The following is a 24353-nucleotide window of genomic DNA, read 5'->3' on the forward strand; positions in this document are numbered from 1 at the left end:
TCGTGGCGGCCCAGGCCATGAACGCCCAGCCCATGAACGCGCAGACCATGAACGCGCAGACCACGACCCCGGTGCCCGTGCCCGGTGGGGAGCGCACGGTCTCCGTGCCGGGCCCGGCCCCGTCCCGGGTCCGCCGCCTCGGCCGGGCTCTGCTGCCAGGCCCCTCCGCCGGCGCCAACGGCGCGGCGCTGTACCGCCGTTGGTGGCTGCCCTGGCTGTGGACCGCGCCCGCCGTCGTCTGCGCGGTGGTGTTCGGCGTGTTCCCGTTCCTCAACACCGTCCTGCTGTCGTTCACCGATGCCAAGCCGCTCGGCGGCGCCGCGGACTTCGTCGGGCTGTCCAACTACACCCGGATGCTCGACGATCCCGACTTCTGGCTGGCGACCCGCAACAGCGTCCTGTACGCGGTGATCGTCGTACCGCTGATGGTGCTGCTGCCGCTGATGCTGGCCGTCCTGGTGGAGAAGAACCTGCCCGGCATCGGCTTCTTCCGTTCCGCCTTCTACACGCCGGTGCTCGCCTCCAGCGTGGTCGTGGGGCTGAGCTGGCAGTGGCTGCTGGCCGACGACGGGCTGATCAACACCTGGCTGGAGAAGGCCCATCTGATCAAGGACGCCATCCCGTTCCTGTCCGATTCCTGGCTGATCCTCCTCTCCGCCATGGGCCTGACGCTGTGGAAGGGGCTCGGCTGGTACATGATCTTCTATCTGGCCGCGCTGGGGAACGTGCCGAAGGAGCTGCACGAGGCCGCGTCCATGGACGGCGCGGGCACGGTCCGCCGCTTCTGGCACATCACCGTGCCGGGTGTGCGGCAGGCCATGATGCTGGTCGGCACCCTGACCGGCATCGGCTCGCTGCGGGTGTTCACGGAGATCTACATGCTGGGCAGCTCCACCGGCGGGCCCGGCGGCGCCGACCGCACCCTGCCCTTCTACATCCGGGACGTCGGCCTGGACCCGCTCACCGGCAACGCCGGCTACGGCTCGGCGGTCAGTGTGGCCCTGTTCGCGCTGACGCTGGGGCTGACCCTGCTGGCGCAGCGTCTGACGAAGGAGGACGAGTCATGACGACGGCGGTGGACAAGCCCCGGCGGCTGGTGCCGCGCTGGCGGGAGTACGGCCGCCCCCGTGAACTGGTCGTCCGCTACCTGCTGTTGCTCTTCGTGCTCGGCATCACCGTCGGCCCGCTGGTCTGGCAGTTCCTGGCCTCACTGAAGAGCACGAGCGAGGACGTGTTCGGCGCCGACGCCTCGCTGCTGCCGCACCACCCGACGCTGCGGGCCTACCGGCAGGTCTTCGACCAGGTGCCGGTGGCCACGTACATCAGGAACAGCGTGATCGTGGTCGCCCTGTCGGTCACCAGCCAGCTGCTGTTCTCCACCACGGCCGGCTACATCCTCTCCAAGCCGGGCTGGAAGGGCCGCAAGGCGGTCTGGGTCGTACTGATCGCCTCCATGATGTTCCCCTTCGAGTCGATCATGGTGTCGCTGTTCCTGAGCATCCGCGACCTGGGTCTGGTCGACAACCTGGTGGGCGTGTGGCTGCCCGGGTTCGTCGGCGCCATCAACGTCCTGCTGATGCGTGGTGCGTTCCTGGCGGTGCCCCGCGAGATCGAGGACTCGGCGATGCTCGACGGCGCGAACGAGTGGCAGCGCTTCCGGTACCTGTATCTGCCGTCCGCCTGGGGCGCGATCCTGGTGGTCACGATCAACACCTTCATCAGCGCCTGGGACGACTTCCTCTGGCCGCTGATCGTGCTGCGCTCCGAGGGCCACATGACGCTGACGCTGGGGCTCTCCCGGCTTCAGAGCTCGTCGTTCGGCTACGACCAGCGGGTGGTGATGGCCGGCTCGGTGATCTCCGTGGTCCCGGTGCTGGTGCTGTTCGTGATCACACAGCGCTGGTTCTACAAGGGCGTGTCGTCGGGGGCCGTCAAGCTCTGATCGCGCCCGACCTCGAGGACGAGGGGGACTGCGGTGAGCGCCTCCCGTGCCGACACCGCGACCCGGATCTCCACCGCCTGTGACGGTACGACCGTCTCCAGATCGGCGCCGACCAGCTCCAGTTGGTCGGCGCCGAGGTGTATCGCGACCGTACGGCGCTCCCCCGGCGCGAGCTCCACGCTCCGGAACACCCGCAGTTCGAGCGTGCGCGGCCAGACGGGCGCGCGCAGGCGGCGGACGTAGAGCTGGACGACGCTGCGACCGGGCCGGGTGCCGGTGTTGGTGACGTCGACCTCGACGGTGTGCCCGGCCCACCGGGGCGGCCCGTGGTGGAACGTCGTGTACGACAGCCCGTGCCCGAAGGAGTAGAGCGGCCCGGCGTCGCCGTCGACGTAGGAGCCGTACTCGGTGTCCTTGTGGTTGTAGTGGACGGGGAGCCGGTCGGCCGAGCGCGGCACGGAGACGGGCAGGCGGCCGACGGGTTCGGTGAGCCCGAGGAGCACCTCGGCGATCGCCTCGCCTCCCCACGGGCCCGGATACCAGGCGGTGAGCAGCGCGGCGGCCCGGTCCGCCGCCTCCGGGACGGCGTGCGGGCGGCCCTGGACGAGGACGACGACGGTGGGTGTGCCGGTGGCCGTGACCGCGTCCAGGAGTGTGTGCTGGGCCCGGCCCAGCCGCAGTCCCGCGAGGTCGACGCCCTCGCCGCAGGTCATCTCGGACACGACCGTCCGGGCGGCCCCGTTGGCGTCGAACTGCGTGTCGGGGGTGCGGGCGCTGCTGCCGCCCAGCACCAGTACGGCCAGGTCACTGGCGGCGGCCGTCGCGACCGCCTCGGGGATGCCGGTGAGGTCGGCGCCGGTGAGGGCCGCGCCCCTGGCGTGGCGGACGTCCGTGCCCGGCGGGGCGAGGCGGCGCAGCGCGTCGAGGACGCTCACGCCGGTGCCTGGGCGCTGTGGGGCGGTGTAGTCGCCGAGCTGGTGGGCGGTGGTGGCGGCGTGCGGGCCGAGCACGGCGACGCGCCGCACGTCCGGCCCGACCGGGAGGACGCCCCCGGTGTTGTGCAGGAGGGTGACGCAGGCCCGGGCCAGTTCGGTGCTCAGTTCCCGTCCGGCGTCCACGGGCACCGCCGCGCGGCGGGTGTACGGCTGCTCGAACAGGCCCAGCCGGAACTTCAGCCGCAGGACGCGGGCGACGGCGGCGTCGAGAGCGGCCTCGCTGGCCAGGCCCCGTTCGACGGCCTCCGCCAGGTGGGTGAAGCCCTCGTCCCAGAGGCTGAGGTCGACTCCGGCGTCGAGGGCGAGAGCCCCGGCGGAGACCTTGTCACCGGTGATGCGGGCCAGCCGGTCCACGGCCAGCCCGTCGGCCATGACCAGGCCCCCGAAACCCCACCGTTCGCGGAGCAGTCCGGTGAGCAGGGCACGGTTGCCGCAGCAGGGCAGACCGTCCACCTCGTTGTAGGCGGCCATCACGGCGGCGGCCCCGGCCCGGACTCCGGCCCGGGCGGCCGGGAGATGGATCTCGTGCAGTTCACGCGGGCCGAGTTCGGACTCGGCGGAGTTGCGGCCGCCGACCGTGGCGCCCTGGCCGGCGAAGTGCTTGAGGACGACGGGCGCCTTGTCCGCCGCGAACCGCTCCCCCGCGCCCTGCATCCCCCGGACGAGTGCCTCCGTCAGCCGGGCCGCGAGGTACGGGTCCTCGCCGAAGCACTCCTCGGTACGTCCCCAGCGCGGGTCCCGGGCGATGTCCAGCGCGGAGACGAGCGCCAGATGGCCGCCCCGGGCGCGCAGTTCGGCGGCGGCGTGGGCCGCGGCCCGCTCGTACAGGGCGGGGTCCCAGGTGGCGCCGATCGCCAGGTTGACGGGGAGGACGGTGCCGTCGAGGGCCATGTGGCCGTGCGGCACCTCCTCTACGAACAGGGCGGGGATCCGCAGCCGGCTCCGCTCCAGGACATGACGCTGGACCAGGTCGGCGAGGTCGGCGCTGTCCTCGAGGCCGGGTCCGTCGCCGTGGTCGACACCGGACCAGGCGTCGGCGCGCATCAAACCGTAGAGGGCGCCTAGTCCTTCGAAGCGCTCGGTCTCGGCGTGCAGTGCCTCGGTGAGTTCGAAGTCCCCGGCCGATGTGCGTCGGTAGGCGTCCCAGCCGTACATCCGCTGGTTGAGCTGGCCGACCTTCTCGCGCGTGGTCATCCGGTCGAGAAGATCGGCGACGCGCGTGTCCAGCGGAGCGGCCGGGTCGAGGTAGCGGGCGGCCGAGTGGTCCTGGAGGGGCATGGGGGCGTCCTTGCGAGGCCGGGCGTCAGCGGGCGGTGCGACGGGCGTGACAGGTAGCCGGGTACGGAGCGGCCGGGTGGTCCTGGAGGGGCATGGGGGCGTCCTTGCGAGGCCGGGCGTCAGCGGGCGGTGCGACGGGCGTGACAGGTAGCCGGGTACGGAGCGGCCGGGTGGTCCTGGAGGGGCATGGGGGCGTCCTTGCGAGGCCGGGCGTCAGCGGGCGGCGCGACGGGCGTGACAGGTGTCCGGGTACGGAGCGGCCGAGTGGTCCTGGAGGGGCATGGGGGCGTCCTTGCGAGGCCGGGCGTCAGCGGGCGGCGCGACGGGCGTGACAGGTGTCCGGGTACGGAGCGGCCGGGTGGTCCTGGAGGGGCATGGGGGCGTCCTTGTGAGGCCGGGCGTCAGCGGGCGGCGCGACGGGCGTGACAGGTATCCGGGTACGGAGCGGCCGAGTGGTCGTCGTGCGGCGCGGGTCGTCCTTGCGCGGGGCGCGTCAGCGGGTGGTGCGGTGGGCGAGGCGGGCCAGGGCCACGGCGCCCGGGGAGCCGTCCGACACGGGAGTGATCGTGAGCGCGAGATGTGCCAGGCGCTCGGTGAGGGGGGTGAGCAGGGGGCCGTGCGGGGCGAGCAGGCCGCCGGTGACCACCAGGGGTTCGCCCGGGCGCGGGGCCAGGGCTGTCACGGTCTCCGTCAGTCGGCGCGCGGCCTCCCGCAGGATCTCCCCGGCGACGGCGTCCTTCTCCTCGGCGGCCCGGACGACCAGCGGCGCGTGGTCGGCCAGCCGGACCGGCGGCCGGTCCATGACGGCGGGCAGCAGATGCGCGCGGTAGGCGGTGCGCAGGACCGCGCTCCAGCCTGCGGTGTCCGTGACGCCGTAGGCCTCGGGGGGCAGGACGCCCGGCGGCAGCCCGAGCTCGCGGCCGACCGCGCGGGCGAGGACGGTGGGCGCGCCCCGGCCGTCGGCCGCCCGCAGGGCCGAGCGGACGGCCGCGCGGCCGATCCAGAAGCCGCTGCCGTCGTCGCCGAGGAGCCAGCCGTCGCCGCCGGAGGTCGCGGTCGGCGCCCGGGCGGCGATCCGGGCCGCGACCGCGCCGGTGCCGGCCACCAGGACCAGGCCGTCGGCGGGGTGGCCGGGGGCGGTGGCGAACGTGGTCTCGATGTCGCTGTGGACGTCGACCGTCGTGGCGGTGATGCCCAGCCGGGCGAGCGCGCCGGACAGGGCCGTGCGGGCCCGCACCCGGCCGGGCTCGTCGGCGCCCTGGCGCTGGTGACCGGTGCCGGCGAAGCCGCCCGCCACCGCGGCCACCCGCCCGCGCAGCGGTTCGGGCACGGCCTGCGCGAGAGCCTCGGCAAGGTGGTCGGCGAGCTCGGGACCCGGCACGGTGAGCGCGTTGCCGGGCCCTGCCGCGCCCTCGCCCCGCGGTCGGCCGTCGCCGAGGTCCGCCAGGACGGCACGGGTGCGCGTGCCACCGGCGTCGAGGCCGACCACGAGATCGCGGTCTTGGTTCAAATCACTATTCATTGCATCCCATGGTGGTTGATACATTCGCCCGAGACAAGGTCCGTCTCGCGAGGAGGACGCCATCAACACGCACCGGTCCGCGCCCGAGCTCCGCTTCGGTGTCAACTACACCCCACGCCGCGGCTGGTTCCACGCCTGGCACGACTTCGATCCCGGGCTCGCGCGCGAGGACCTGGCGCAGATCGCCGGGCTGGGTCTGGACCACGTCCGGGTCTTCCATCTGTGGCCGCTGCTCCAGCCCAACCGCACCCTGGTCCGCGCGTCCGCCGTGGACCAGCTGGTCCGCCTGGCGGACCTGGCCGCCGAGTGCGGCCTGGACGTCCTGGTGGACGGCGTCCAGGGGCACCTGTCGAGCTTCGACTTCTACCCGGAGTGGACGCGCAGCTGGCACCACCGCAACGTGTTCACCGACCCCGAGGCGATCGAGGCCCAGGCGCTGCTGCTGCGCACGCTGGGCCGCGCGCTGTCGGGTCACCCCCGTCTCCTCGGGCTCCAGCTCGGCAACGAGCTCAACAACCTGGTCGAGCACAACCCGGTGTCGGTGGCCGAGGTGGACCACTACCTCGACACGCTGCTGGCCGCCGCGCGGGACGGACTGGGCGACGGCGCCGGCCTGGTCACGCACTCGGCGTACGACGCCGCCTGGTACGGCGACGACCACCCCTTCACCCCGCAGGCCTCGGCCCGCAAGGGCGACCTGACCACCGTCCACCCCTGGGTGTTCTCCGCCGACTGCGCGCGGCGCTACGGTCCGCGCTCACCGCAGGTGCACCATCTCGCGGAGTACGGGACGGAACTGGCGGCGGCCTACGCCACCGATCCGGCCCGCCCTGTCTGGGTCCAGGAGACCGGGGCCCCCGAGCCGCACATCCCGGCGGCCGACGCCCCCGACTTCGCCCGCGCGACACTGCTCAACGCGGCCGGCTGCGCACGGCTGTGGGGCGTCACCTGGTGGTGCTCCCACGACGTCGACCGCTCGCTGGCCGACTTCCCGGAGCTGGAGTACACGCTGGGCCTGTTCGACTCCGCGGGCCGGCCCAAGCCGATCGCGAAGGCCCTGTCCGCCACGGTCGCCGAACTCCGCGCCACCCCCGGCCCTCCGCCGACCCGCACCACGGCCCTTGTTCTGCACTGCACCCCGTCCACGCGCTCGGTGTCCGGGCCCGGCGGCGCGTTCTTCGACGCCTGGATGCGGCTGCGCCAGGAGGGGACCCGCCCGGCGGTGGTCCTGGCGGAGCGCGCGGCGGACACGGCGTATCTGGCCGCGAGGGGGATCACGGAGCTGGTCGACGGGAAGTGAGACGCCCGGTGCGGGAGCGAGGGCGGGGGCCGGGAGGAGGGCGGGGGCCGGGGCCGGCCGGAACTCCGGCCCCGGAGTCTTCGCCCCGGTCAGGACGTGCGGCCCGTCAGGACCTCCGCCACCGCCCGCAGATTGACCCGCCCCCTGCCGTGCGAGCACACCGCGCTGCCCGGCTCCGGCAACCCGGTGGAGACCAGCAGCGCGTCCGGTCGCGCCGCCAGCAGCGCGTCCCGCATGCGCCCCTGCCAGAGGTACAGCTCGGCGTCGCACACGGCGACGACCAGCGGCCGTCCCTCGGCCGCCCGCAGCACCTCCTCGACGACGACCTCCACGACACCCCCGGCGTCCTCCGGCTCCCCGGCGACCGCCGTCCCGGTGACCGTCGGGTCGAGGGCGTACCAGGCGGTCAGGAGGTCCTCGCCGCCCCAGTTGAGGGCGGGGTGCGGGGCCGGGAACAGGTCGACGACATGGGCGCCCGCGCCGACGCCCGATTCCTGCAACGGCCCCCCGCGCCGCACGGCCCGCCGCGCCGCGCTCAGCCCGGCCTCCGTGTCCCACGCGGCCACCGCGCCCGGCCGGTACGGCAGCGCGTAGCGCAGCGCGAGCCGCCGCACCCTCTCCGCGGCCTCGGTCACCCGCGCCTCGGCCAGTTCCCCCGACCCCAGGGCGTCGAGCACGGCGTCCCGGCAGGCGAGGGTGACCTCCAGGTCCGGTACGGCGACGACGACCTGGTCCGCTCCCGCGGCGAGCGCGAGACGCGCGCCGGCCGCCTCGCCGTAGCGGTCGGCGATGGCCTTCATCTCCAGCGCGTCGCTCACCAGCACGCCGTCGAAGCCGAGTTCGCCGCGGAGCAGGTCGGAGAGGATGCGCGGACTGAGGGTGGCGGGCCGGTCCGGGTCCAGGGCCGGGAACACGACATGGGCGCTCATCAGCATGGGCACGCCCGCCTCGACGGCCGCCCGGAAGGGCGCGAGGTCGAGCCGGTCGTAGGGCCGAGGGTCGACCGCGAGCTCGTGATGGCTGTCGGTGACGGTCCCGCCGTGCCCGGGGAAGTGCTTGGCGCAGGAGGCCACACCGCGCGCCTCGGTGGCCGCGATCCAGGCACGCAGATGCCGGGAGACCAGCTCGGGGTCGGATCCGAAGGCGCGGGTGCGCACGATGGGGTTCTCCGGCCGACTCTGGACGTCGGCGACGGGGGCGTAGGAGGCGGTGATGCCGAGCGAGAGCAGGTGTCCCGCCAGGGCGTCGGCGCAGGCGGCGGTGAGCAGCGGGTCGTCGGCGACGCCGAGCGCCCAGGAGCCGGGCACCTCGGGGGCGCCCGCGGCCACCAGGTGACCGATGCCGCCGCCCTCGTTGTCGATGGCGATCAGCAGGTCCGGGCGCAACGTCCTCAGTGTGCCGGTGAGTTCGCGGACCTGGTCGGCGTCGCGGACGTTGCGGGTGAACAGGATGACCCCGCCCAGTCCGCGGTCGACGAGCCGTTTCAGGGTGTCGGGGACGGTGGTCGTGCCGTCGAAGCCCGCGACGAGGCAACGGTGGGCCGCCTCGTCGAGGTCGGCGGGGAGTGCCGGGCCGGCGGGCCCGGGGGCGGGGTGCGTCACCCCCGAAATCCTCTGGCTCGTCAAGCCGAAAGTCAATATTCCGGTGGATTGACGATTCAATCCGCCGATCGCGGGGGCGTTTCGCAGAGGCGGGCCCTCCAGTTGGTACCACTGGAACCGTAGGGGCCGCGCCTCAGGGCCGGTGCCCTGCTCCAGACCCTGGTGAAGCCGCCGTGCCTGGAGAACTCCAACGAGGCATTCGCCTGGCACGCCACCGAGGCCTGTCCGATCCTCAACTCCCGCAGGCTCCACTACCCGCCCAAAGCCGCCGTCGCCCTCGTGCGCGACGCCGCCGCCGGAACACTCGGCGTCGCCCGCATCGCCCGCCAACTGCGGGAGTGGACCGCCGCCTGATCATCGTCCCGGCCCGGGGCGATCCGGCGCTCCGAAATGGGCGCCGTCAGGGAAGCCGGGGCGGCGCAGCGTCTCGCGGGATGTCGGGCACGTCGGGCCTCGGCGGGGCGCCGAGCGGGGTTACTGTCGCCGGCATGGACCGTGATCACCGAGGATGGCTGCCCTGTCTGCTCGGCGGAGCCGTCTTCGCCGTGTGCATGGCCGGCACCACGCTGCCGACCCCCCTCTACGGCCTCTACCAGGAGAAGTTCGGCTTCTCGGAGCTGACGGTCACCGTCGTGTACGCGGTGTACGCCTTCGGAGTCATCGGTGTGCTGCTGCTGGCGGGCAACGCCTCGGACACGGTGGGCAGACGTCCGGTGCTGATGGCGGGCCTGGGATGCGCGGCGGCGAGCGCCGTGTGTTTCCTGGCCGCCACCGGGCTGGGCTGGCTGTACGCGGGGCGGCTGCTGTCGGGGCTGTCCGCCGGGCTGTTCACCGGGGCCGCCACGGCGTACGTGATGGACCTGGCACCGCCCGGCGGCGGCTCCCGGGCCACGTTCGTCGCGACGGCCGCCAACATGGGCGGGCTGGGCTGCGGTCCACTGCTCGCCGGAGTGCTCGCGCAGTACGCCGACTGGCCGCTGTACCTGCCGTTCGCCGTGCATCTCGCCCTGGTGGCCTGTTCGCTCGCCGTCGTGGCGTGGCTCCCGGAGACGGTGCGGCACCAGACATCGCTGAGCACCGTACGGCCGCAGCGGCCCGGCCTGCCCCCTCAGGTGCGGACGGTGTTCGGGCCGGCGGCGATCGCCTCGTTCGTAGGGTTCGCGCTGTTCGGCGTGTTCACCTCGGTCAGCCCGGCGTTTCTCGCCGACTCCCTCGACGTGCGCAATCACGCCGTGAGCGGTCTCATCGTCGCGCTGGCCTTCTTCGCCTCGACCGCCGGGCAGTTGGTCGTCGGCCGGGTCGGGGTCGGGCGATCGCTGCCGCTGGGCTGCGCCGCGCTCCTGGCCGGGCTGGCGCTGCTCGCTGGCGCGTTGCGGTGGGATTTGCTGGCGCTGGTGGTGCTGAGCGCGATCGTCGGCGGGGTCGGGCAGGGGCTGGCGTTTCGCGGGGCGCTGTCCGCGGTGGCCGGGGCGTCTCCCGAGGACAGCCGCGCGGCGGTGATCTCGACGCTTTTCGTCGTGGCCTACGCGGGCATCTCGGTGCCGGTGATCGGCGTCGGACTGCTGGTGGGTCCCCTCGGCCTGGAGGGTGCGGGGCTGGTGTTCATCGGGTGCATGGCCGTCCTCGTCTCGACGGCGGGGGCCTATCTGCTCCGGCGGCCGGTACGGGTGGGGATGTGAACGCCTGAGTCTTCGGACGCGGCCTGTCGCGCGCCGGGCCGCAGCACCGGCGTCGCGGGACAGGGCGGCACGCTCACACGCTTGGCCGCATCCGTACGGGTGGGGTCGGTCCCGGGGCGAAGCGACAGAGGGCCGACCGGCGTTGTGCAGAACCCATCCGTCATCACCGGAAAGGCCCCTCGATGCGACGTACCGCCCTCCTCGCCTTCTGTGCCCTGCTCAGCGCCGCGGCCATGGGATTCTTCACCACCAGCGCCGTTCGCAGCCGCTGAGACCCGGAAGCCGGGGAAGCCTTACGGCTGCCCCGGCTTCCGACCGCTTGTCCGTCGTCCGTCGTGCGTCGTCCGTCGTGCGTCGTCAGGAAGACCGGTCGAGGGTCTGCGAGCGGTCGTCGGACGGCTCGTCGGCCCGTTCCGTGCCGCTCGTGCCGCCGGGATGCCGGAGCGCGCACAGGTATCCGATGCCCAGGGCGATCGCCATCCCGTAGAACACCCACTGGTTGGCCTCGGCGAAGTCCATCCGGATCGCGGACATCGAGTCCTGCACCGTCCGCGCGACCGGGCCGCCATCGCTGAGCTGCCAGTCGTCGGCATTGCCGGTGATCGCCTCGGCGACGTTCCTCGCCGCGCCCTCCGCGGCCCCGGAGGGCACTCCACGCGACTGGAGCGTGTCGGTGACGTTGTCGGTCATGCGATGGGTCAGCAGGGTGCCGAAGAGTGCCAGGCCGACGCTCGCGGCGTAGTTGCGGATCGTCTGGGTGATGCCGGTGACCTCACCGTAGGAGGCGTCGATCGCCCGGTTCACGGCGTCGGTGGAGGCGGGCGCGAGGATGAAGCCGATGCCGGCCCCCGCGAGGGCCGCGTAGGGCCACTGGTCGTGCATGGACAGGTCGGTCAGCTTCCCGGCCCAGAGCGCGAAGCCCACCGCTCCGACCACGCAACCGATCTTCATGGTCGGCCGCGCGCCCCGCTTGTCCAGGATCCGCCCGCCCCACTGCGAGGCGAGGGCGAAGCCCACGAAGAAGTACAGCAGGTACAGGGCCGCCTGGTTGGGCGAGGCGCTCAGGGACACCTGCGCATAGACGGAGGCGAAGAAGAACAGCGGGACGAACGCGAGCATGGCGAAGAACAGCACGAGTCCGTCCGCCACGAAGGCGCGGTCCCGGAAGACCGCGAGCTTGACCAACGGGTGGGCCGTGCGCAGTTCGTAGCGGCAGAACAGCCACAGCACGGCCAGACCGCCCACGATGCAGACCCAGGTGAGCACGCTGTCCCAGCCCCACGCCGACGCCTGCTGGAAGCCGAGCACGCTCGCGCCCATACCGACCGCGATCAGCACCGCGCCCCGCACGTCCAGGGGCTCGTCACGGCGGCGATCGGACACATGGGCGAGCGCGGTCAGGATCAACGCGACGATGGCCACGGGCACGTTGACCCAGAAGATCGCCCGCCAGGTCCAGTCGGTGAGCCAGCCGCCGAGAAGCGGCCCGAGGGCGGTCAGGGCCCCGGTGACGCCGAAGAACAGGGCCAGGGCGCGGCCGCGTCGCTCCACCGGGAAGACCGCCACGACCACCGCGAGCGCCGCGGGGAAGAGCAGCGCCGCGCCGAGCCCCTGCGTCGACCGGAAGACGATGAGCCACGTCAGCGCGAAGTCGCCGCTGGGTACGCAGCCGCACAGGACCGACGAGACCACGAACACCAGGGTGCCCGCCACGACGACGCGCCGAGGACCGAGCAGGTCCGCCAGACGTCCGCCGAGGGCGAAGAACGCGGCCAACGACAGCAGATATGCGTTGACGACCCACTGCATACCGGAGGCGGACAGGCCGAGTTCGCTGACGATGTCCGGCGTCGCGATCGCCACGATGGTCTGGTCGATGAACGTCATCGCCACCGCGAACATCATGGCCGCGAGCGCCACCGACTGCGAAGGCCTGCGCGGACCCTCTTGCGCACTCCCCGCCTGCTGTTTGGTGTACATGCCAGTCACGCCCTCAGTCTGAACCCGCTCAGCTGACGACGCATCCGGTGCAGATCTCCGACGGGGAGGCAGGTCATCGCAGGGGGCAGGTGCCCGCCATGGACGCCTGACCGGCCGCGGCGGCGGCCCCGAACAGGGCGCTGCCGAGTCCGGTCAGCCGTGTCTCCGACGACCGTGGCGCCCCTGGCCCCGACGCGATGCCGGCGGTGGTGGTCGGGGAGCCAGGGGGAGCCGGTGGAGACCGCAGGCAGCGGATGCCGGGGTCCGTACCGCCGGCCGGCGCGCTCGCCGCTCCGGGGTGGCCCGCTACTCCGGCTGAGTCACCGTCAGTGACCACCGGACGTCGTCCGCCGAAGCGTCCACTCCCACGGTGAAGGAGCCGGCTCGCACCACGCCGGCGGCCATGGTCGCCGAGCCCACTCCGGCGCTTCCCGCCGGACAGTCGACCGAGAACGCGGCGACCTCGGCCTCCTGCGACTGCATCGTCACCCGCACGCTGCCACCGCCCTCGCACGCCACCGTGAGGACGGTCGGCAGCCCCTCCCAGGCGCCCCCCGACGCGACGCCGCCGTCCCCCGTCCACTCCTCCACCCACACCAGGCCGTCCGGACCGGGGTGCGGCAGCAGGGGATCCCCGGCCGCGGCGGCGGGCACCGTACCGGCACTCGTCAGCGCACAGGCGGCCAGCACCGTCATGACCAGGGACTTTCTCGCTCGGCTCATGTTCGCTCCTCCGTGATGTGTCATGAACCCCACAGTCTGCCGGGGTGATCGTCCCCGGACCTGAGTACGCGTACTCAGGGACGATCAGGTTGGCCGGAACTCAGCCAAGCCCCGACTCTCCCGCCGTCGGGATGCGCCAGGACCCGGCCGGGTGGACTCTGACGATCATGGCGCGAAAGGGTGTACGACCCGCTCGACCCGCTGCGGGGCACGAGGTGGAGCGGATGCTCGACGAGCTCTACGTCACACCGCCGGCCGACTTCGTCTCCCGACGGGAGCAACTGGCCGCCGAGGCCGAGCGCGACGGGCGCGGGGACGATGCACGTCGGATCCATGCCGCCCGGCGCCCCACCCTCGCGGCCTGGGCGGCGAACCTGCTGCTGCGCTCGCAGCCGCAGGAGAGCGGGCAATTCCTGGAGCTGGGGCGGGCGCTGCGCGAGGCGTACCGGACCCTGGACGCCGACGGGATCAGGGAGCTGTCCGAGCAGCGCCGGAGCATCGTCTCCGCGCTGTCCCGCCAGGCCGCCGAGCTGGCTCGTGATGCCGGTCACCGGTTGTCGGGCGCGGCTCGGCAGGACGTCGAATCCACCCTGCGCGCGGTGCTCGCCGACGAGGACGCGGCGGAGCGGTGGGCCACCGGTCGCCTGGAGAGCGCCCTCACCCCGCCGGCCGACTTTCCGTCCCGCGACGCGACGACAGCCGGCCCCTCGCGCAGACCGGCCCGACCGGCGCCCGCGCCGCCGGACACACGGTCCCGCGCGAAGGACGAGCTCGCCGAGCGGCGCCGCCGACGGCAGCAGCAGCTCGGCCAGGCCCGCCGGTCGGCGCAAGCCGCCGACCGCCGGCTCCGTGAGGCGAGCGCCGGACGGGCCGATGCCGACGCGTCGCTCCAGCAGGCCCGCGAACGGCACGACCGGGCCCGTGAGCACGAGTCCGCGGCGGAGGAGCGGCTGCGACAGGCGCGCCAGGAGCTCCGGCGCGCCGAGCAGGACCAGAAGGAGGCCGAGGAACGGCTGCGGACCGCCGCCGAGGCGGTGGACCGGGCCGAGCGGGCAGCCCGGGACGCCGCGCAGGAGGTGGCCCGGCTGGCCGAACCGACCGAGTAGGTCTCCTGGTGTCCGCTCGCCCGACGGCCGCTGAACACCGGGACGTGTGAGCGCAGGGGCCGGCGGTCGGCCCGCCGGGCCCCGGCCTGGTGGACGGCGGCGGGCGCGCCACGGATCACGCGTCGGCTCCGCGCCGGCGCTCATGGCCGGTGGCGGTCGCATCCCGCATGGTGAGGGGCGTCCGGTGGTGCGACGCTGGAGGCAAGGGCGTCCGACACAGGACAGGCCGGGAGGGCCGATGGGACGTGATGTCCCGGCGCTGGTCTTCACCCGCGAGGACCGCCGCCGGTACCGGATCAAGATGCAGGAGTGCCTCGATGTGTTCGCGCAGATGCTGCGCGAGTCGCGGTTCGAGTCCGAGCGGCCCCAGGTGGGTCTCGAGATCGAGCTGAACCTGGTCGACGACGAGGCCGAGCCGACGATGCGCAACAGCGATGTGCTCGACGCGATCGCGGATCCCGCCTGGTCCACCGAGCTCGGCCGCTTCAACCTCGAGATCAATGTGCCGCCGCGCCGTCTGACGCAGGGCGGCCCCGACGCCTGGGAGGCCGAGATCCGTGCCGCGCTCAATCACGCCGAGCAGCGTGCCCGGTCGGTCGGCACGCATCTGATCATGATCGGCATTCTGCCCACGCTGCGACAGGAGGACGTCGGCGAGTCGGCGCTGTCGGAGAACGCCCGCTACCGGCTGCTCAACGACCAGGTGTTCGCCGCGCGGGGCGAGGATCTGCACATCGAGCTGGACGGTGTCGACCGGCTGCGGACCTACGCGGACACGATCACTCCGGAGGCCGCGTGCACCAGTACGCAGTTCCATCTCCAGGTCTCCCCCGAGGAGTTCGCCGCCTACTGGAACGCGGCGCAGGCGATCGCCGGCGTCCAGGTGGCACTGGCGGCCAACTCACCGTTCCTGTTCGGGAAGGAGTTGTGGCACGAGACCCGGATCCCGCTGTTCGAGCAGGCCACCGACACCCGCCCGCAGGAGATCAAGGTGCAGGGCGTACGGCCCCGGGTGTGGTTCGGGGAGCGGTGGATCACCAGCGTCTTCGACCTCTTCGAGGAGAACCTGCGCTACTTCCCCGCGCTGCTGCCCCTGTGCGACGAGCAGGATCCGCGCGACACGCTGGCCGGAGGGGACGTTCCGGAACTGGGCGAGCTGACCCTGCACAACGGCACCATCTACCGCTGGAACCGTCCGGTCTACGCCGTCGCCAACGACCAGCCGCATGTGAGGGTGGAGAACCGCTGTCTGCCGGCCGGTCCGACCGTCGCCGACACCCTCGCCAACGGCGCCTTCTACTACGGCCTCACCCGGGCCCTGGTGGAGGACGAGCGGCCGGTCTGGTCACGGATGTCCTTCCGGGCCGCCGAGGAGAATCTGCACACGGCGGCGCGGGACGGCATCGACGCCCGGCTGTACTGGCCCGGCATGGGCGAGGCGCCGGTGGCCGAGCTCGTACTGCGCCGCCTGCTGCCGCTGGCCCACCGGGGGCTGGAACTCTCCGGGATGGACGCGGCCTGGCGGGAACCACTGCTCGGGATCATCGAACAACGGTGCGTCACCGGCCGTAACGGCGCCGTCTGGCAGAAGGAGATGTTCCATCGCATCACCGCCTCCGCCCAGGCCGGCCGCCACGAGGCGCTGCGGCGGATGACGCAGCTCTACATCGACTACATGCACCTCAACGCCCCCGCCCACACCTGGCCGGTCGACTGAGGGAAGACCCTCGCCGACCGCCCCGATCAGAGACTGTGAGCGCCGACACGACCCCCTCGATTCGGCAGCGCTCGCAGGACCGTGCAGGATAGAACCATGACGTTCAAGATCTACTTCGACATCACCATCAACGACGAGCCCGCCGGGCGGATCAACTTCAACCTGTTCGAAGACGTCGTCCCCAAGACGGCCGAGAACTTCCGCGCGCTGGCCACCGGCGAGAAGGGCTTCGGTTTCGCCGGCTCTTCCTTCCACCGGGTCATCCCCGACTTCATGCTCCAGGGCGGCGACTTCACCCGCGGCAACGGAACGGGCGGCAAGAGCATCTACGGCGAGAAGTTCGCCGACGAGAACTTCCAGCTCAAGCACGACCGGCCCGGCCTGCTCTCCATGGCCAACGCCGGCCCCAACAGCAACGGCTCGCAGTTCTTCATCACCACGATCGTCACCGACTGGCTCGACGGCAAGCACGTGGTGTTCGGCGAGGTCGCCGACGAGGCCAGCATGGCCCTCGTCAAGAAGATCGAGTCCTACGGCTCGCGCAGCGGTTCGACCTCGGCGAAGATCACCATCGCGGAGTCCGGCCAGCTCTGACCCCGGTCGTGAGCGCCCGCCGGCCGGGGGTCATCCCCGGCCGGCGGCGCGAGCGCCGTCGTTCCGGGCGCGGGTACACGGGCATGCTTGACATGATCAGGCCAGGGTCACCTCGACCGGCAGCCTCTTGATGCCGGTGAGCCGCGGGGCGTCGGACGTCAGCGGTAGTCGGGGTTGGGCGCGTCGAAGCGGCAGCCCGCGTCCCACTCCGAACGCTGGTTGCCGTGGGCGGGGACGCCGCCGTTGCGCTTGAGCAGGGTCGCGAGGTGCATCAGGTTCCACGTCATGAAGGTCGTGTTGCGGTTGGTGAAGTCGTTCTCCGGACCGCCCGAGCCGGGATCCAGATACGAAGGCCCGGGACCCGCCGGCCCGATCCAGCCGGCGTCCGCCTGGGGCGGGATCGTGTAGCCGAGGTGCTGGAGGCTGTAGAGGATGTTCATCGCGCAGTGCTTCACGCCGTCCTCGTTGCCGGTGATCAGACAGCCGCCGACCCGGCCGTAGAAGGCGTACTGGCCCTGCGGGTTGAGCAGGCCGGAGCAGCTGTAGAGGCGCTCGACGACCTTCTTCGTCACGGAGCTGTTGTCGCCGAGCCAGATCGGTCCGGCCAGCACCAGGATGTCGGCAGCCATCACCCGCTCGTACAGGGCCGGCCAGGCGTCGGTGGCGAAGCCGTGTCCGGTCATGTCCGGGTAGACGCCGGGGGCGATGTCGTGGTCGACGGCCCGGATCTCGTCGGTGCTCACCCCGTGCGCGTCCATGACGGCCCGGCTCTTGTCGACCAGGCCCTGGGTGTGGCTGAGCTGCGGGGACGGTTTGAGGGTGCAGTTGACGAACAGGGCGCTGAGGTCGGCGAAGCGGTACGTGTCGTCGGAGGAGGGCGAGGCTGCCATGACGGTCTCCCTTGCTGAAGGCGTGGGAAGCGTCTCGCGGAGAGTCCGTTTCGTCCCGGTCCGACGCGCGTACTGCGTCTTACGGAGTGATGACGTGCCGGGCGGGTCACGGGGCCCGGACCGGCCGCGGCCCTAGCGTGGCCGTATGCGTGTACTGGTCACCGGCGGTGCCGGGTTCATCGGGTCCCATGTCGTCGACGCCCTGCGTGCGCGCGGGCACGAGGCGCTCGTGTACGACGTCCGGCAGGACCCCGCCGCCGACGTGCGCGATCCCGTTGCGGTCGCCCGTGCCCTCGCCGGTGTCGACGCCGTCTGTCACCAGGCCGCGATGGTCGGGCTCGGCGACGGGGTCACCGACGCGGCGGAATACGTCTCACGCAACGACCTGGGCACGGCCGTCCTGCTCGCCGCCATGGCCGGGTCCGGCGTCGGGCGGCTCGTGCTCGCCGGGTCGATGGTCGTGTACGGGGAGGGGCGCTACGAGTGCCGGGAGCACGGGGTGGTGCGACCGCGGCCACGGGCCGTCGCCGATCTGGACGCGGGGCGGTTCGAGCCGCCGTGCCCGGCGTGCGGCAGGGCTCTCGCCCCCGGGCTCGTCGCCGAGGACGCCCCCGCCGATCCGCGCAACGTGTACGCCACGACCAAGCTGGCCCAGGAGCACCTGGCCGCCGCCTGGGCCAGGTCGACGGGCGGGACGGCGGTGTCGCTGCGCTACCACAACGTGTACGGACCCCGGATGCCCCGTGACACCCCGTACGCCGGAGTCGCCTCCTTCTTCCGCTCCGCGCTGGCCCGGGGCGAGGCCCCGCGCGTCTTCGAGGACGGGCGGCAGCGGCGGGACTTCGTGCACGTACGGGACGTGGCCGCCGCGAATCTGGCCGCGCTGGACGCCGACACGCCGAAGGGCGCGCTGACGGCGTACAACACCGGCAGCGGGGAGCCGCACACGGTGGGCGAGATGGCGCGGACCCTGGCCGCCGCGTACGGCGGGCCCCGGCCGGTCGTCACCGGCGAGTACCGGCTGGGCGACGTCCGCCACATCACGGCGGACTCCGCCCGGCTGCGGGCCGAGCTGGGCTGGAAGCCCCAGGTCGGGTTCCAGGAGGGGATGCGGGAGTTCGCGCGGGCCGGACTGCGCGGGGAGTGAGCGGCCGGGGCGGGAGCCGGCGGGCCCTCAGGGGGCCGTCGGCAGGGTCACCTCGAAGCGGCAGCCGCCCGGGATGTTGCGTACCGTGGCCCACCCCTGGTGGGCCTCCACGATGCCCCGCACGATGGCGAGGCCCAGCCCCGCGCCGGCCGGCGGGGTCCGGGCGTGCGTGCCGCGCCACCCGGTGTCGAAGACACGCGGCAGATCCTCCTCGGGGATGCCGCCGCAGCCGTCGGTGACGGAGACGACGACCCCGGCGGGCGAACGTTCGGCGGCGACGGCGACCGTGCCGTCGGCGGGCGTGCGCCGGATGGCGTTGACGAGCAGATTGCCCAGCACCCGGCTCATCTCCTTGCCGTCCACCTCGACCGGGAGAGGCTCGACACGGCCGCCGACGAGTCGTACGCCGTGTTCGCGGGCGAGCGGGTCGGCGCCGGCGAGGGCATCGCCGACCAGGTCGTACACGGACATGCGGGAGGTGGAGAGCGCGAGCGCACCGGCATGTATGCGGGAGAGCTCGAACAGGTCGCCCACCATGTCGTTGAGCCGCTCCACCTCGGTGCGGATCTGGCGCAGATAGCGGTCGGGGTCGGCCGCGACGCCGTCCTCCAGCGCCTCCGACATGGCGCGCAGTCCGGCCAGCGGAGTGCGCAGGTCGTGCGAGATCCAGGCGACGAGTTCACGTCGGGACGTCTCCAGGGCGCGTTCGCGGTCCCGGGACTCGGCGAGCTTCCCGCTGGTGGCCGCCAGCTCACGGCTCAGCGCGTCCAGTTCGGCGGTGGTCGGACCGTCGGGGGCGGTGAAGGCACCGCCGTCGCCGAACGAACGGGCGGCACGGGTGAGTTCACGGCTGCGGGCGACCACCCAGCGACCGAGGAGAAGGGCGGTGGCCAGGGAGACCACCGCGGCCATCGCCACGACCGTCGTCACGACACTCAGGTCGTGCCCGGACAGGAACATCGCCTGGGCCACGGCCAGCGTGCCCGCCAGCATCGCGGTCACGGCGACGGCGGCCACCACGGTGAGCGACGCGGTGAGCGACCGGCGGCGCAGCAGCCACAGCGCCCCCGCGCCGACCAGCCCGGCGAGCAGGGCGCCGAGGAAGGCGAACAGGGCGATGAGCAGGGTGTCGCGCACGGTCACTCCCCCTCTCGGTCGGGTCCGGGTTCGAAGCGGTAGCCCACGCCCCACACCGTCCGGATCAGCCGCGGCCTCGCCGGGTCGTCCTCGACCTTGCCGCGCAGCCGGCGCACATGGACGGTCACGGTGGACAGGTCACCGAACTCCCAGCCCCACACCTCGTGCATCAGGTCCTCCCGGCCGAACGCCCGCCCGGGATGCCGCAGGAAGAACGCGAGCAGGTCGAACTCGCGCAGGGTGAGGGCGAGTTCGTTGCCGTCCTTGGTGGCGCGGCGGGCGCCGGGATCGAGGGACAGACCGGCCGCGCCCAGCACCCGCGCCCCGGTGGCGGGCCGGCTGCGGCGCAGCACCGACTCCACCCGCAGCACGAGTTCCCGGGGACTGAAGGGCTTGGTGACGTAGTCGTCGGCGCCGACCTCCAGACCGAGGATGCGGTCGTCCTCGTCGCCGCGCGCGGTCAGCATGATCACCGGCACGGGTCCGTGCCCGCGCATCCGGCGGCACACCTCGAGACCGTCCATGCCGGGCAGCATCAGGTCCAGCACCACCAGGTCGGGCCAGTGCGCGGCGGCCCGGGTCAGCGCGGTCGGGCCGTCGTCGGCCCGGTCGACGACATAGCCGGCCCGGTCCAGGTATCCGGCGACGACCTCCGAGACCGTGTGGTCGTCGTCCACGACCAGGACCCGGGCCGATGCCGGTGGAGGGGGCGGGGACTCGTGCGGCTGCTGCATGCGCCCAGCCTCGCACCGCGACCCGGTCCGTGCGGCGCCGCGGGCGCCCCGGCGCCCGGACGTCCGCGTTTCGTAAGGAGCCGAAGCCCGGTTTGTCCTGTTCGCGTTCGTAGGGTGAAGACCGTGACCACGGACGTAGAAGTAGATGTCGTGCTCCCCTGTCTCAACGAGGCCGAGGCACTCCCCTGGGTGCTCGCCCGCCTGCCCGGCGGCTGGCGGGCCCTCGTCGTCGACAACGGCTCCACCGACGGCTCGGCGGAGATCGCCCGCGCTCTCGGCGCGAGAGTCGTCCACGAGCCGCGCCGGGGCTTCGGCGCCGCCTGCCACGCCGGACTGACCGCCGCCACCGCCGACGTCGTCTGCTTCTGCGACTGCGACGCCTCCCTCGACCCGGCGCTGCTCGTGCCGTTCGTCCACGAGGTCCGCGCCGGCACGGCCGATCTGGTGCTCGGCCGCAGGCGGCCGCTGGGCCGGGGCGCGTGGCCCGCGCACGCCCGGGCCGGCAACCTCGCGCTCGCCCGGCTCCTGCGCCGCCGCACCGGGCTGCGCCTGCACGACCTCGGCCCGCTGCGGGCCGCCCGCCGTGAGCCGCTGCTCGCCCTCGGGCTCACCGACCGGCGCAGCGGCTACCCGCTGGAGATGGTGGTGCGCGCCGCCGACGCGGGCTGGCGGATCACCGAGCACGACGTCCCCTACCTGCCCCGTACGGGCGTTTCGAAGGTGACGGGCACCTGGCGCGGCACCTGGCAGGCGGTCCGGGACATGAGCCGCGTCCTCAACGGCGTTCCGGCGCGCGAAGGGGTCGCACGGTGACCACGCTGCTCGTCATCGCCAAGGAACCGCGGCCGGGCCGGGTGAAGACCCGGCTCACCCCGCCGTTCACCCCACGGGAGGCGGCCGCGCTGGCGGAGGCGGCTCTGTCCGACACCCTGCGGGTGGTCGCGGCCACGCCCGCCTCCCGTCGCGTCCTGGTGCTGGACGGCGCCCCCGGGCCCTGGCTGCCGTCCGGATTCGACGTCCTACCGCAGTGCGCGGGCGGACTCGACGAACGGCTCGCGGACGCCTTCGCCCGGTGCGACGGCCCGGCCCTCCTCATCGGGATGGACACTCCGCAGGTGACGCCGGAGCTGCTGACCGCCGACTTCGACGGCTGCGACGCGTACTTCGGCCCGGCGCGGGACGGCGGCTTCTGGGCCCTGGGGCTCGCCGAGCCCGATCCCGCTCTGCTGCGGGGCGTGCCCATGTCGACGCCTTCGACGGGGGCCGTGCAGCGGGCGCGGCTCGTCGGCGCGGGGCTGCGGGTGCGCGACCTGCCGTGTCTGCGGGACGTGGACACCGCCCCGGACGCGGCGGCCGTCGCCGCGCTGGCCCCGCACAGCCGCTTCGCCGCCCGTCTCGCCGGGTTCACGGCCGCGGTGAGCCGATGAGCACCGCGTACGACCTGACCGGGGCCGGCGCCGGCCCCGCCGACGGCGGGGTGGCGGGGGTCGCGGGGGTCGCGGGGGTCGTCGCGGGGGTCGCCACCGACTGGGCCGCCGCCGACCCGTACAGCGCCGCCCTGCGCACCGGCCGGGGCCCGCTGTTCCTGCGCCGCGCCGACGGCTGGCTGCTGCCGCTGGAGGTGGAACGGTGGTGCGCCCGCGCCGACCCGGCCGATCTGGCGATCCTGGACCGGTGCGAGGGAGCGGTGCTGGACGTGGGCTGCGGCCCCGGTCGGCTGGTGGCCGAACTCGCCGCCCGGGGGCGGACCGTGCTGGGCATCGACGTCAGCGAGGCCGCCGTCGCCCACACGCTGGAGCTGGGCGGGCAGGCGCTGCGGCGGTCGGTCTTCGACCCGTTGCCGGGCGAGGGGCGCTGGGCGACCGTGCTGCTCATCGACGGCAATGTCGGCATCGGCGGCGACCCGCTCGCCCTGCTGCGCCGGGCGGCCGCCCTGCTCGTCCCGGGCGGCCTGCTGATCGCGGAGACCGTACCGGTGGACGTGGACGAGCGGGCCGAGGTCGAGGTCGTCGACCTGTCCGGGGCGCGCGGCACCGGCCGGGCGTTCCCCTGGGCGCGGCTCGGCACGCCGGCCCTGCTGCGGTACGCGGCCCGCGAGGACTGGCGGGCGGCCGGTCAGTGGACGGCCGGCGGCCGCTGTTTCGTCGCCCTGCGCAGTCGCAGCGCGAGGAGCAGCGCCGATCCGCCGAAGAGCACCGCGGTGATCAGCAGCCAGTGGGCGAGGAACCCGTCCGCCGAGCGGCCGGTGGCCGACCGGTAACGGAGCTCCACCATCCCGCTGATCAGCGGGAACCACACGAGCAGCAGCAGCCCGGAGAGCGCGGCCGGCACCCGGACGTACATCGCCCACCGCCGGTGACCGGTCGCGTCGAGCCCCTGGACGACAGCCCGGTCGGCCACGGCGTACAGGGGCAGCAGCGCGAGGTCGTGCAGCAGCGCCGCCCCCACCCACCACAGCGCCACGCCGAACCAGTCGTCGGCGAGGAGACGTACGCCCGCGTAGGCGGCGAGCGCGAACGAGCAGGCGAGCAGGAGGATCTGGAAGGGGCTGCCGATCGCCGGCCGTCGTCGCACGGGTGTCATCGCGTCTCTCCGAACGTCATCCGGGCCACCCACTTGGTGTTGAGCACGCCGGGCGCGGCGGGCACGATGACGCGCGCCGGGTAGCCGTGGTCGGGGGTCAGGGGCTCGCCGTTGACGTACAGGGCGAGCAGGGAGCGCGGGTCGGCGACCTGGTTGGCGCGCAGGGCGGCGTGGCGGAAGGCGCCGCGCCGCTGGAGGGACTCGACGAACACGTCCGGCGGATCGTCGTCGTGGCCGACGAGCGCGGCCAGGTCCCGTAGCCGTACGCCCCGCCACCACTGGTCCGAGGTCGACCAGCCCTCGACGCAGGCGATGGGCAACGCCGCACTGTGCAGCGGGAGTTCACCGAGCTGGGCGCGGCTGAGGCGGAGGGTGCCGGTGCGCCCCGTGACGACGAGGCGCCAGGCGTCCTCGTCCGTCTCCGGCGCGGTGATCCCGGCGTACGCGGCCGTCTTGTTGATCTGGAAGCCGTTCGGGCCGCTGCCCGGATCGGGTCCCCCGTGCGGAGCGAGCAGGGCGGTGCGCCGCAGCGGTCCGTCGAAGTTCTGGCCGGCCGTCGTGGCGAACAGCAGCAGCGAGCCGCCTCCGACGAACCACAGCGCTCCGCGGCGGGAGACGGTCGCGGGGTCCGGGCGCGGGGAGACGAGCTCCCGCTCGGGCGCGGGCGCGGACTCCTGCGACGAGACCGGCTCCTCCGCCCGCAGGCGGCGCAGATTGCGTACGGCCGCCGGGACCTTCAGCACGGCGTGGGCGACGAACGCGGCGAAGAAGACCCATGCCCCGTAGAAGTGCAGGGGGTAGAAGGAGCCGGGGAAGACGTAGTCGAGCTGGACGTTGAGTACTCCGGTCGTGAACTCGAACAGCCCGCCGCCGACCAGCAACAGCAGGGAGATCCGTTCGAGCGCGTGGGCGAGCGAGCGGGCCGGCGGCAGCACGAACAGCTTCGGCACCACCGACCACAGCTTGGCCAGCAGGACGGGGATCAGGGTGACACCGAGGGTGACATGGACGCCCTGATTGACCCGGTACAGCCAGTGCGGGTCGGTGGGCCAGGCGAACAGGTAGAAGCCGAGGATCCCCTTGTCCGGGGTCTTGTCGTTCACCGGCGAGAGGTCCGGGTTGTAGGCGGCGTACGAGACCAGGCCCGTCACGAACAGCACCGTGATGCCGACGAGCAGCACCAGGCCGAGGACCGAGGTGAACCAGGGGCCGCGCAGTGGGCTGCGCCAGAAGCCGGGAGAGGTGGGGAGCCGTGAGTCGTCTCGCATGCCCCGACCGTAGGCCGCGGCACCCCCGGGAAAGGGTGCGCGACCCATGACGAAACGCTGACGTCCGGCCCGGACGGCGGCTCGCGGCCCGCCGCTCGGCCTAGCGTGCCGATGTGACCCGCACCCTGCGCTCCGCCGAGCCGCGAGCCCCGCGCTC

The 24353-nt window shown here is 73.3% G+C and carries 20 protein-coding genes and 1 pseudogene; 12 read left to right on the plus strand and 9 right to left on the minus strand.

Translation table 11 applies throughout. From position 1 onward, the window contains the following. The first annotated feature begins 47 nt into the window (after nucleotides 1–47). Together G9272_RS03050 and G9272_RS03055 are read left to right on the plus strand one after the other, a co-directional pair. Complete coding sequence (locus G9272_RS03050; RefSeq protein WP_171401812.1) at nucleotides 48–1067, plus strand: carbohydrate ABC transporter permease; 1020 nt, start codon at nucleotides 48–50, stop codon at nucleotides 1065–1067. Continuing rightward, nucleotides 1064–1942: a carbohydrate ABC transporter permease gene (locus G9272_RS03055; protein ID WP_171395070.1), complete on the plus strand. Its 879-nt coding sequence runs from the start codon at nucleotides 1064–1066 to the stop codon at nucleotides 1940–1942. The genes G9272_RS03050 and G9272_RS03055 overlap by 4 nt, the downstream gene beginning before the upstream one ends. Here the strand turns inward: G9272_RS03055 and G9272_RS03060 are convergent. Both G9272_RS03060 and G9272_RS03065 read right to left on the minus strand, forming a co-directional pair. Next, entirely contained in the window at nucleotides 1906–4215 is a 2310-nt protein-coding gene (locus tag G9272_RS03060; protein ID WP_171395071.1) for a glycoside hydrolase family 3 N-terminal domain-containing protein, read from the minus strand. The genes G9272_RS03055 and G9272_RS03060 overlap by 37 nt on opposite strands. Before the next feature lie 493 nt (nucleotides 4216–4708). Then, the gene (locus tag G9272_RS03065) at nucleotides 4709–5737 is read right to left on the minus strand and encodes an N-acetylglucosamine kinase (protein WP_171395072.1); all 1029 of its coding nucleotides are present in this window, start codon (nucleotides 5735–5737) and stop codon (nucleotides 4709–4711) included. Between the two features lie 268 nt (nucleotides 5738–6005). Here G9272_RS03065 and G9272_RS03070 point away from each other — a divergent pair, with 268 nt between their 5' ends. Then, nucleotides 6006–7037, plus strand: a complete 1032-nt coding sequence (locus tag G9272_RS03070) for a glycoside hydrolase 5 family protein (protein ID WP_437184245.1) — start codon at nucleotides 6006–6008, stop codon at nucleotides 7035–7037. Between the two features lie 89 nt (nucleotides 7038–7126). On the opposite strand, the gene G9272_RS03075 is transcribed toward G9272_RS03070, so the two are convergent. After that, the gene (locus G9272_RS03075) at nucleotides 7127–8638 is read right to left on the minus strand and encodes a glycoside hydrolase family 3 protein (RefSeq protein ID WP_171395073.1); all 1512 of its coding nucleotides are present in this window, start codon (nucleotides 8636–8638) and stop codon (nucleotides 7127–7129) included. Nucleotides 8639–8770: 132 nt separating this feature from the next. Between G9272_RS03075 and G9272_RS03080 the strand changes: the two are divergent. Both G9272_RS03080 and G9272_RS03085 read left to right on the plus strand, forming a co-directional pair. Next, nucleotides 8771–8992 (plus strand): annotated as a pseudogene (locus G9272_RS03080) (fic family toxin-antitoxin system, toxin component); the annotation flags it as partial. Between the two features lie 134 nt (nucleotides 8993–9126). Next, complete coding sequence (locus G9272_RS03085) at nucleotides 9127–10317, plus strand: MFS transporter (RefSeq protein ID WP_171395074.1); 1191 nt, start codon at nucleotides 9127–9129, stop codon at nucleotides 10315–10317. 357 nt (nucleotides 10318–10674) lie between these two features. Here the strand turns inward: G9272_RS03085 and G9272_RS03090 are convergent, their stop codons facing one another. Both G9272_RS03090 and G9272_RS03095 read right to left on the minus strand, forming a co-directional pair. After that, nucleotides 10675–12297: an MFS transporter gene (locus G9272_RS03090; RefSeq protein ID WP_171401814.1), complete on the minus strand. Its 1623-nt coding sequence runs from the start codon at nucleotides 12295–12297 to the stop codon at nucleotides 10675–10677. A 306-nt stretch (nucleotides 12298–12603) separates the two neighbouring features. Next, nucleotides 12604–13020 (minus strand): hypothetical protein, encoded by a 417-nt coding sequence (locus G9272_RS03095; protein ID WP_253267688.1) that lies wholly within the window; start codon nucleotides 13018–13020, stop codon nucleotides 12604–12606. 224 nt (nucleotides 13021–13244) lie between these two features. Between G9272_RS03095 and G9272_RS03100 the strand changes: the two genes are divergently transcribed. The 3 genes from G9272_RS03100 to G9272_RS03110 all read left to right on the plus strand — a co-directional run bounded on the left by G9272_RS03100 (nucleotide 13245) and on the right by G9272_RS03110 (nucleotide 16437). After that, the gene (locus tag G9272_RS03100) at nucleotides 13245–14126 is read left to right on the plus strand and encodes a hypothetical protein (protein ID WP_253267689.1); all 882 of its coding nucleotides are present in this window, start codon (nucleotides 13245–13247) and stop codon (nucleotides 14124–14126) included. 238 nt (nucleotides 14127–14364) lie between these two features. After that, nucleotides 14365–15843 carry a glutamate-cysteine ligase family protein gene (locus tag G9272_RS03105; protein ID WP_171395076.1) on the plus strand — a complete coding sequence of 493 codons (1479 nt, stop codon included), beginning with the start codon at nucleotides 14365–14367 and terminating at the stop codon, nucleotides 15841–15843. 96 nt (nucleotides 15844–15939) lie between these two features. Then, nucleotides 15940–16437: a peptidylprolyl isomerase gene (locus G9272_RS03110; protein ID WP_171395077.1), complete on the plus strand. Its 498-nt coding sequence runs from the start codon at nucleotides 15940–15942 to the stop codon at nucleotides 16435–16437. A gap of 158 nt (nucleotides 16438–16595) precedes the next feature. Here G9272_RS03110 and G9272_RS03115 read toward each other — a convergent pair whose 3' ends face one another. Further along, nucleotides 16596–17327, minus strand: coding sequence for a flavodoxin family protein (locus G9272_RS03115; protein ID WP_171395078.1), 732 nt, complete (start codon nucleotides 17325–17327; stop codon nucleotides 16596–16598). Between the two features lie 145 nt (nucleotides 17328–17472). Here G9272_RS03115 and G9272_RS03120 point away from each other — a divergent pair, with 145 nt between their 5' ends. Beyond that, the gene (locus tag G9272_RS03120) at nucleotides 17473–18474 is read left to right on the plus strand and encodes an NAD-dependent epimerase/dehydratase family protein (protein ID WP_171395079.1); all 1002 of its coding nucleotides are present in this window, start codon (nucleotides 17473–17475) and stop codon (nucleotides 18472–18474) included. A 27-nt stretch (nucleotides 18475–18501) separates the two neighbouring features. Here the strand turns inward: G9272_RS03120 and G9272_RS03125 are convergent, their stop codons facing one another. Beyond that, the gene (locus G9272_RS03125) at nucleotides 18502–19611 is read right to left on the minus strand and encodes a sensor histidine kinase (RefSeq protein WP_171395080.1); all 1110 of its coding nucleotides are present in this window, start codon (nucleotides 19609–19611) and stop codon (nucleotides 18502–18504) included. A 2-nt stretch (nucleotides 19612–19613) separates the two neighbouring features. Continuing rightward, the gene (locus tag G9272_RS03130; RefSeq protein WP_171395081.1) at nucleotides 19614–20345 is read right to left on the minus strand and encodes a response regulator transcription factor; all 732 of its coding nucleotides are present in this window, start codon (nucleotides 20343–20345) and stop codon (nucleotides 19614–19616) included. Between the two features lie 114 nt (nucleotides 20346–20459). Between G9272_RS03130 and G9272_RS03135 the strand changes: the two genes are divergently transcribed. Genes G9272_RS03135 through G9272_RS03145 form a run of 3 tightly spaced genes read left to right on the plus strand, consistent with a single transcriptional unit; the run spans nucleotide 20460 to nucleotide 22605 of the window. Then, nucleotides 20460–21158, plus strand: a complete 699-nt coding sequence (locus G9272_RS03135; RefSeq protein WP_437184246.1) for a glycosyltransferase family 2 protein — start codon at nucleotides 20460–20462, stop codon at nucleotides 21156–21158. Then, the gene (locus G9272_RS03140; RefSeq protein ID WP_171395083.1) at nucleotides 21155–21772 is read left to right on the plus strand and encodes a TIGR04282 family arsenosugar biosynthesis glycosyltransferase; all 618 of its coding nucleotides are present in this window, start codon (nucleotides 21155–21157) and stop codon (nucleotides 21770–21772) included. The genes G9272_RS03135 and G9272_RS03140 overlap by 4 nt, the downstream gene beginning before the upstream one ends. After that, on the plus strand, nucleotides 21769–22605 hold the full coding sequence (locus G9272_RS03145) for a class I SAM-dependent methyltransferase (RefSeq protein ID WP_253267690.1): 837 nt from the start codon (nucleotides 21769–21771) through the stop codon (nucleotides 22603–22605). Before G9272_RS03140 ends, G9272_RS03145 begins: the two co-directional genes overlap by 4 nt. 319 nt (nucleotides 22606–22924) lie before the next feature. On the opposite strand, the gene G9272_RS03150 is transcribed toward G9272_RS03145, so the two are convergent. After that, on the minus strand, nucleotides 22925–24196 hold the full coding sequence (locus G9272_RS03150; RefSeq protein ID WP_171395084.1) for a molybdopterin-dependent oxidoreductase: 1272 nt from the start codon (nucleotides 24194–24196) through the stop codon (nucleotides 22925–22927). Nucleotides 24197–24353: the final 157 nt, after the last annotated feature.

The organism is Streptomyces asoensis (assembly GCF_013085465.1).
In the GTDB taxonomy this organism is placed as follows: Bacteria; Actinomycetota; Actinomycetes; order Streptomycetales; family Streptomycetaceae; genus Streptomyces; species Streptomyces cacaoi_A.

What these genes read in the sequence shown, in the direction of transcription:
- G9272_RS03050 (WP_171401812.1), top strand. Translation starts at nt 48, where the DNA reads ATGAACGCGCAGACCACGACCCCGGTGCCCGTGCCCGGTGGGGAGCGC.
- G9272_RS03055 (WP_171395070.1), top strand. Translation starts at nt 1,064, where the DNA reads ATGACGACGGCGGTGGACAAGCCCCGGCGGCTGGTGCCGCGCTGGCGG.
- G9272_RS03060 (WP_171395071.1), bottom strand. Translation starts at nt 4,215, where the DNA reads ATGCCCCTCCAGGACCACTCGGCCGCCCGCTACCTCGACCCGGCCGCT.
- G9272_RS03065 (WP_171395072.1), bottom strand. Translation starts at nt 5,737, where the DNA reads ATGAATAGTGATTTGAACCAAGACCGCGATCTCGTGGTCGGCCTCGAC.
- G9272_RS03085 (WP_171395074.1), top strand. Translation starts at nt 9,127, where the DNA reads ATGGACCGTGATCACCGAGGATGGCTGCCCTGTCTGCTCGGCGGAGCC.
- G9272_RS03090 (WP_171401814.1), bottom strand. Translation starts at nt 12,297, where the DNA reads ATGTACACCAAACAGCAGGCGGGGAGTGCGCAAGAGGGTCCGCGCAGG.
- G9272_RS03095 (WP_253267688.1), bottom strand. Translation starts at nt 13,020, where the DNA reads ATGAGCCGAGCGAGAAAGTCCCTGGTCATGACGGTGCTGGCCGCCTGT.
- G9272_RS03100 (WP_253267689.1), top strand. Translation starts at nt 13,245, where the DNA reads ATGCTCGACGAGCTCTACGTCACACCGCCGGCCGACTTCGTCTCCCGA.
- G9272_RS03105 (WP_171395076.1), top strand. Translation starts at nt 14,365, where the DNA reads ATGGGACGTGATGTCCCGGCGCTGGTCTTCACCCGCGAGGACCGCCGC.
- G9272_RS03110 (WP_171395077.1), top strand. Translation starts at nt 15,940, where the DNA reads ATGACGTTCAAGATCTACTTCGACATCACCATCAACGACGAGCCCGCC.
- G9272_RS03115 (WP_171395078.1), bottom strand. Translation starts at nt 17,327, where the DNA reads ATGGCAGCCTCGCCCTCCTCCGACGACACGTACCGCTTCGCCGACCTC.
- G9272_RS03120 (WP_171395079.1), top strand. Translation starts at nt 17,473, where the DNA reads ATGCGTGTACTGGTCACCGGCGGTGCCGGGTTCATCGGGTCCCATGTC.
- G9272_RS03130 (WP_171395081.1), bottom strand. Translation starts at nt 20,345, where the DNA reads ATGCAGCAGCCGCACGAGTCCCCGCCCCCTCCACCGGCATCGGCCCGG.
- G9272_RS03145 (WP_253267690.1), top strand. Translation starts at nt 21,769, where the DNA reads ATGAGCACCGCGTACGACCTGACCGGGGCCGGCGCCGGCCCCGCCGAC.
- G9272_RS03150 (WP_171395084.1), bottom strand. Translation starts at nt 24,196, where the DNA reads ATGCGAGACGACTCACGGCTCCCCACCTCTCCCGGCTTCTGGCGCAGC.